This is a genomic window from Candidatus Methylomirabilota bacterium (genome assembly GCA_036001065.1).
Lineage (GTDB): Bacteria > Methylomirabilota > Methylomirabilia > Rokubacteriales > CSP1-6 > MNEF01.
The window spans coordinates 36,336-43,301 of sequence record DASYUQ010000090.1 but is presented as its reverse complement, the minus strand read 5'-3'; the positions used below and the strand labels follow the sequence as shown (position 1 = coordinate 43,301).

Annotated in this window: 7 protein-coding genes; all 7 read right to left on the bottom strand. The window is 67.1% G+C overall.

What is annotated here, in order from left to right:
- Positions 1–189: 189 nt before the first annotated feature.
- Positions 190–1,269: an ABC transporter ATP-binding protein gene (locus tag VGV13_08210; GenBank protein HEV8641066.1), complete on the bottom strand. Its 1,080-nt coding sequence runs from the start codon at positions 1,267–1,269 to the stop codon at positions 190–192.
- 6 nt (positions 1,270–1,275) lie between these two features.
- Positions 1,276–2,151 carry a carbohydrate ABC transporter permease gene (locus tag VGV13_08205; GenBank protein HEV8641065.1) on the bottom strand — a complete coding sequence of 292 codons (876 nt, stop codon included), beginning with the start codon at positions 2,149–2,151 and terminating at the stop codon, positions 1,276–1,278.
- Positions 2,148–3,068 (bottom strand): sugar ABC transporter permease, encoded by a 921-nt coding sequence (locus tag VGV13_08200; protein HEV8641064.1) that lies wholly within the window; start codon positions 3,066–3,068, stop codon positions 2,148–2,150. Before VGV13_08200 ends, VGV13_08205 begins: the two co-directional genes overlap by 4 nt.
- A 21-nt stretch (positions 3,069–3,089) precedes the next feature.
- Positions 3,090–4,535, bottom strand: coding sequence for an extracellular solute-binding protein (locus VGV13_08195; GenBank protein ID HEV8641063.1), 1,446 nt, complete (start codon positions 4,533–4,535; stop codon positions 3,090–3,092).
- Between the two features lie 180 nt (positions 4,536–4,715).
- A complete protein-coding gene (locus VGV13_08190; GenBank protein ID HEV8641062.1) occupies positions 4,716–5,120 on the bottom strand; it encodes a response regulator in 405 nt (134 codons plus the stop codon).
- Positions 5,117–5,335 (bottom strand): hypothetical protein, encoded by a 219-nt coding sequence (locus VGV13_08185; protein ID HEV8641061.1) that lies wholly within the window; start codon positions 5,333–5,335, stop codon positions 5,117–5,119. The genes VGV13_08190 and VGV13_08185 overlap by 4 nt, the downstream gene beginning before the upstream one ends.
- Before the next feature lie 198 nt (positions 5,336–5,533).
- Entirely contained in the window at positions 5,534–6,952 is a 1,419-nt protein-coding gene (locus tag VGV13_08180) for a Mur ligase domain-containing protein (GenBank protein ID HEV8641060.1), read from the bottom strand.
- Positions 6,953–6,966: the final 14 nt, after the last annotated feature.

Here is a 6,966-nt window from a genome sequence, read left to right as displayed (position 1 = left end):
CGACAGGAAGACCAGCGTGGTCCCGTCCCGGTTCGTCCCGCGATCCATGACCAGGAGCCCCATCACGCGCGTGTAGAAGTCCTGCATGCGCTCGAGGTCGGTCACGTGGATCCCGAAGTGGCTGAGCACGGCTGCTGACGTGGTCATATTCATTCCTCTGCCTCCTGGCGTTCGCGCGCGATCATTATATTAGGCGGCGCGCACGCGCCTGCCCGCTGCGTCGAAGAGATAGATGCGCCCGGGATCGAAGGTGACACCCAGCGACTCTCCCGCCTGGTAGGGGCTCGACCCCTCCACGATGGCGATGGTGGGGCGCTCGGCCCCGTGCTCGAAGTAGAGCAGCGTGTCCTTCCCCAGGGGCTCGACGAGCTTGACCTTGCAGTGGAAGGTCCCGCTCGGCGCGCCGATCCGGAGATGCTCGGGCCGGATGCCCAGCGTGCAGGGGCTCTCGGGCGCGCCGGCGAGGCCTGGCGGAAGGGCGAGCGTGAAGCCGGGACCCTCGAATGTGGCCCCGCCGTCCGATCGGCGGATCCTTCCCCGGAGCAGGTTCATCGAGGGGCTGCCGAAGAAGTCCGCCACGAAGTAGTCGACGGGATCGTTGTAGATCTCGAGCGGCGTGCCCATCTGCTCGATCCGGCCGTCCCGCATGACCACGATGCGGTCGGCCAGCGTCATGGCCTCCTCCTGGTCGTGGGTGACGAAGACGAATGTCTTCTCGAGCTCCTCGTGCAACCGGTCGATCTCGGCCCGCATCTCGCGGCGCAGCTTGGCGTCCAGGCTGGCCAGGGGCTCGTCGAGCAGGAAGGCGGACGGTTCGGTGATGAGGGTCCGCGCCAGCGCTACCCGCTGGGCCTCGCCGCCCGAGCACTGCGCGGGGAGCTTGTCCAGCAGATGCGCGATCCTGACCGTCTCGGCGACCTCCCGCACGCGGCGCTTGCGCGTCTCGGGATCCATCTTCTTCATGCGGGGACCGAACTCGATGTTCTGGAACACCGTCTTGTGGGGGAAGAGGGCGTGGGTCTGGAACACCATGCCCAGGTTCCGCTGGCCGGGCTCCAGGTCGTTCACCACCCGGCCGTCGATGCGGATCTCGCCCTCGGTCGGCTCCTCGAATCCCGCGATCATGCGCAGCGTGGTCGTCTTGCCGCATCCGGAGGGCCCGACCAGCACCACGAACTCGCCCTCCTCGATCGCCAGGTCGAGCCCCTTGACCGCCTCGATGTCCCGGCCGAAGACCTTCCGCAGCCCCTGGAGCTCGATGCGCGCCACGCCGAGCTACCTCTTCACCATGCCGAAGCTGAAGCCGCGGACCAGGTGCTTGCGGATCAGGCAGCCGATGACGACGAGGGGGATGGTGATGCCCACCGCCAGGGCGGCCTGCCGCCCGTAGACCCGGCCCTCGCTCGAGCCCTCGTACTTGGCGAGCTGCACCGGCAGTGTCACGACCTCCGTCTTGGTCAGGATGAGCGCCAGCAGGTACTCGCTCCAGGTGAGGATGAGGACGAACATGAACGTCGCCACCACGCCCGAGCGGGCCAGGGGGACCGTCACCTCCCAGATCGTCCTCCACCGGCTCGCCCCCAGGATGGCCGCCGCCTGTTCGACCTCGAGGGGGATTTCGTCGATGAAGCTCTTCGTCATCCAGACGGAGTAGGGGAGCGTGATGATGACGTAGACGATCACGAGCCCCGTCACCGAATCCAGCAGGTTGAGGGCGGCGTAGTAGAGGGTGAGCGGCGCCGCCACCACGATGGGCGGGATCATGCGCAGCATCAACAAATTGAACATCCGCGTGTCCGACAGGAGGCGGTAGCGCGAGACGCCGTAGGCGAGCAGCGTCCCCAGGGCCACCGACAGCGCGGTCGCGGTGAGGGCGATCGTCAGGCTGTGCTGAAGCGCCAGCCACGGCTTCTGCATCGACAGGGCCTCCTGGGTCCGATAGACGCGCGAGAGGCCGGTCCATACCGTGAGGTAGTTCTCGAGGGTGGGCGTCTTCGTCCAGTAAACGGGCGGCCAGGCGAACCACTCGTGGTCGGGCTTGAAGGAGGTCGCGACGACCCAGTACATCGGGAAGGCGACGATCAGGAGCCAGACGCCCAGGACGGCAAAGCGGAGCACCGCGTAGAGCCGCCGCCTCGTCGTGCGCTTCACGGCCGCGCCGGCGCCGTGTACAGCGTGTCGAGCACCCGCTTCTCCCGCCGGAGCACCCGGATCGCCAGGAGGACGATGCCGATCATCAGCAGCATGACCAGGTAGGACATCGCCGCGCCCTTCGAAACGTGGAAGTACTGCCAGGTCGTGAGGTAGAGGTAGACGGGAATGGTCTCGGTGGCGGTGCCCGGGCCGCCCTGGAAGAGGGCCCAGGTCTTCGGGAACTCGCCGATCGCCTCCAGGAACCGCAGGGTGAGGGCCAGGAAGATCACCGGGCGCAGCAGCGGCAGCTTCACCTCCAGCAAGATCCGCCACCGGCTCGCTCCCAAGTTCTGGGCCGCCTCATCGAGCTCGCGCGGCAGCGCCGAGAGCCCCGCCATCATGATGATGAAGACGAAGGGGGTCCAGTTCCAGATCTCGAGGAGGATCGTGGTGACGACGGCGATCCGGGGATCGCTCAGCCAGATCACGTTGACGTCGGTCCCGAGGATCGCGCTCAGGATGCCGTTCAGCGGGCCCTTCTGATAGAGCAGCATCTCGAAGGTGTAGGCGATCACGATCGGCACCGTGAGCATGGGCAGGATGAAGACCGCATAGAAGATGCCGTGGCCGCGGAACGGCCGGTACATGAGCAGCGCCAGGCCGAAGCCCGCCACGAAGCAGCCCAGCGTGGAGATGGCGGCGAACGCCAGCGAGCGGGCGATGGACCAGCCGAAGCGGGGATCGGTGAGCACGTCCTGGAACATGTCGAACCAGACGAACTCGGCGTCCCACCAGTTCGTGAGGTAGATCGTCCAGGAGTGCAGGCTGAAGTAGAGCTGGAGGAGGAAGACCGGAGCGAGGAACAGCAGCAGGGCGAAGAAGGGGGTGAGAAGGGTCCACTTGAAGACGGCCCCCGGCCCGCGGCTCCGTGGCAACGGAGGACCCTCCTCTCCCGCTCAGCTCGGAACGTCGAGCTTCGGGAACGCGGCCTTGTAGCTGGCCATCTCCTCCTTGAGCTTGCGCTTGCCGATCTTGGCGACGAGCTTCCGCCACTCCTCCTCGGTCTGGGTGAGGACGTCCTTCGCCTTGAGCTGACCGACGTAGGCTTCGGATAGCGCCTTGCCCAGCGCGTCCTGGAACTCCAGATGGCCGGTCAGGTAGACGGGCGGCGTCGTCACGAAGAGATTCTTCTTGATGGCGGCCAGCCCTTCCTTCGTGTAGCGCTGCTCCACGTCCGGGCTCGCGAAGTGGCCGGCGTGCCAGGGATCGTGGAAGGTCCACGTCGGATGGCTCACGATCTCGATGCTGTTCTTCAACGTGCCCCAGTAGAGCGCCAGGTAGGCCGCCTGGCGCTTCCGCGGGCTGTGGCGATTGATCAGGATGGCGGCCAGCGGCGACGAGATCGAGCGATGCACGAGCTTCCCGGAGAGCTGGGAGCCCGGCACCAGGCCGTAGAGGAACTTTCCCTTGGTCTTCGAGTTCGGGTCGCTCTCGATCTGGCGGCACGTCCCGTCCCAGTACTGGGCCGAGAACATGTGGCCTCCGACGATCTGGGGAATCATCTGGGGCGTGCCCCAGCCCGGCGCCTCGGGATGGGAGACCTTCTTCAAGTTGAGATAGACGTCCACAGCGTACTCGCCGGCCTTGGTATTGAGCGTGGGCTCGAAATCATCGTTGAAGGGGAACCCCCCCGCGCTGTAGAAGTGCATGTACCACCAGGTCACGCCGTTGGCCCGGTTGCGCAGGCTCCCCGAGCCGATGAGCCCCTTGTCCGGCCGGTGGAAGAACTCCAGGACCTGCTGATGCTCCTCCCAGGTCTTGGGCCAGGTGAGGGGCCGGCCGTGTTTGTCGGCGAAGGCCTTTTGCTCCTCGGGGTTCTCGAAGTAGTCCTTCCGGATGTACTGGATGTGGACGTTACCGTCCGTAGGGATGCCGTAGGTCTTTCCCTTGTAGCGCATGAAGCTGGCGAAGTTTGCCACCATGTCGAGCTGGTAGCCCGCCTCCTTGACGTACTCGTCCAGCGGCTCCAGGAGCCCTGCCGAGGCGAGGGAGGGGATCATGTTGGAGTCCACGTGGAAGAAGTCGAACTCGGGCGAGCGCGACAAGGCCTCGGCCATCGCGCGCTGGGGGATCTGGAAGATGCTGATGTCCTGGATGTTCTTGACGCCGATGCCGGTGAGGCCGCGGAACTCGTCCGAGAGACGCTGCATGTTGCGGTAGTAGAGTGACCAGATCATGCCGTTCAGGTCGCCCGCCCCCGTCTTCTTGGCGGCCTTGACGATCCCGTCCTCCTCGGGGCCCGCCTGGGCGGCGCGCGGGTGCCGCAGCACCCAGGGGCCGGTGAAGGCGGCCGCCAGTCCCGCTCGAATGAACGTCCGTCTGGCCAGCCCATGGTCACTCATGAGGCGCTCCTCCTCCGCCGTTGCGGCGCCTGCACCGAAGGGACGAGTGGCACCACCCGACCGATGCCCGTCCGGGGGGTCTAGTTATCCGAGGAAACACCACGCTTGTCAACGAAGGGGAAACTGGATCGAGGGCCCGACGGAGATGGAGGCCGGGAACGGGCGAGGCGCTACCGATCGCTACGCGGCGAGAGTGTGGCTGTGGTGGGGCGCGAGATTTTCGAGGAGACGCTCCCACGTGATCGGCTTGAGCAGGACCGTATCGGCTCCTGCCTGGGTGGCGTATTTCACCACCGACTCGTCGGCGGCGGTGACGACGACCACCCGCGGGCGGAGGCCTGCCTGGTCGAGCACCTGACGGATGAGGAAATCACCCGGGACGTCCGGGAGCTCGAGATCGGTGAGCAACACGTCGAGGCGCCCTTCTTTGGCCATCTCGATCGCCTCGCACCCGCTCCCGGTCGCGAGCACCGCCGCTCCCTCGGACTTGAGCAGGAGCGAAAAGGCGTCGCGAACATGAGGCGCGTCCTCCACGACGAGGATGCGCACACCCTGCAATCGACCCATTTCCGTGTCGTCACTCATCCCAAACGCTCGAGGAAGTTTTCGACGTCAGGAGTTTCCGTGACCGTCGTTCGTTTCAGACAACCCCCGCACCACCAGTGGCTCCGCGCGGCCTGGCCGCGTTCCTTGAGCCGGCGCGCGGCGGGTGTCACCGCGGCCGGTGACATTCCGGTCTCCTCGGCCAGGCAAGCGTCGCAGAAAGGGATGCCGGGATACTTCTTGAGGAAGGCCGCCACTCGGCATCCGCCTTCGGCCTCACCCTTCTGGTCCAGCGAGAAACCCAAAGGTCCTCCTTGCCCTGTGCTTTGGTAGTGCATTTGCACTACCAACTTTACTTTTCAATGATTCCTGTAACTTGCACGACAGCTCCACGAGTGCAGTGTAGAAATTACAGGACTTTATGTCAGTGTGATGACAGGGAGGCAGGGACGGGGCTAGCTCGCCCGCCGGGTGAAGCTCAGGTCCGACCCGGGGCTTCGGTCGGTCTGGAGCGCCCCGAACACCGCTCTCGCCAGGCGCGGTAAGGCCGGGTCGCGGGCGCCCATGATGAGCACGGTGTCGCCCGGTCGCGCCTCGCTCTGGATCCAGCGGAGCGCCGCGGCGTGATCGACGGCGTAGCCGCAGCCCGGGCGCGGCGGCAGATCCTCGGTCAGCATCCGACTCGAGATGTCCCTGGTGACGTTCCCGCCGGCGTAGAAGATCTCGAGGTAACAGAAGCGATCCTGTGATCGGAGCAGCCGCGGCAGCAACTCGCCGAGCTCCGGGCGGAGAAACCTGGCGGGACCGAACCCGTGAGGCTGGAACACCGCGATCAACCGATCGCAGCCCGCCTGCGCGGTGGTCATGGCGGCGCGGATCTTCTGGCCGTTGTGCGCGTAGTCGTCCACGACCCGGATGCCGGCGGCGGTCGTGCCGATGACCTCGAAGCGCCGCGCGACGCCGGGAAAGCGGGGCAGCACCCCCTCCACCGTGGCCGGCGCGATGCCGAGCTCGACCGCCACCAGAGCGGCTGCGGCCGCGTTCTCGAGATTGTGCACTCCCGGTTGGGGAAGCTCGAGCTTGATCTCCGTGCTCCTGAGCCCCAGGACGCCGCTCGCCCGGTGGGGGCCGGCGCCGCCGACGCGCAGGGGCGCGTCGGCGTCCGGCGCGGCCCCGTAGGTGAGCGCGCCGCGGACACGGCCGAGGGGGGCGGCCTCCGCGCAGGCGGCGTTGACCAGCAGCTTCGTACAGTTGCCGGCGAAGGCCGCAAACTGGGCGCGGAGCGCGTCCAGCTCGTCGTGGTCGCGGCTGATGTTGTGAATGAGGCCGACCATCGGGCGGTAGCCGGCCAGCGTCCCGTCGGACTCGCAGGCCTCGACCACCACTGGCCCGTCCGGTGGGCCGGCCAGAAAGCATCCGCCGCTTCCATCGCCGACCAGGGCGGCGCCTCCCAGCACCGTCGCCGGCACCGCCGCCTGGCGCGTGATCCACGCCACCATGCCGGTGATGGTGCTCTTGCCGCTGGTGCCGGCGATGGCGATCCCGGGGTGGCCGGCATTGACGACCTCGGCCAGCAGCGCCGGCCGGGGCACCAGCGCGATGCCCAGCTCGCGCGCGGCGCGCATCTCGGGCGTGTCCGCCTCGACGGCGGCCGAAAAGACGACGCGGTCGATCCCCCGCGTCACGGCCCGGCCGTCCTGGGGCTTCAGCACGATGCCGAGCCGGCGCAGCCCGGCGGCGATGTGCTCGTTCTTGCCCTGGTCGAAGGAGCGGTCGGAGCCCTGGACCTCGTGACCGCGGGCGCGCATCAAAAGGGCCAGAGGATGCATACCGGCGCCAGCGATCCCCGAGAAGTGGTAGCGGGCGGAGCGCATCAGCCCTACGCGCT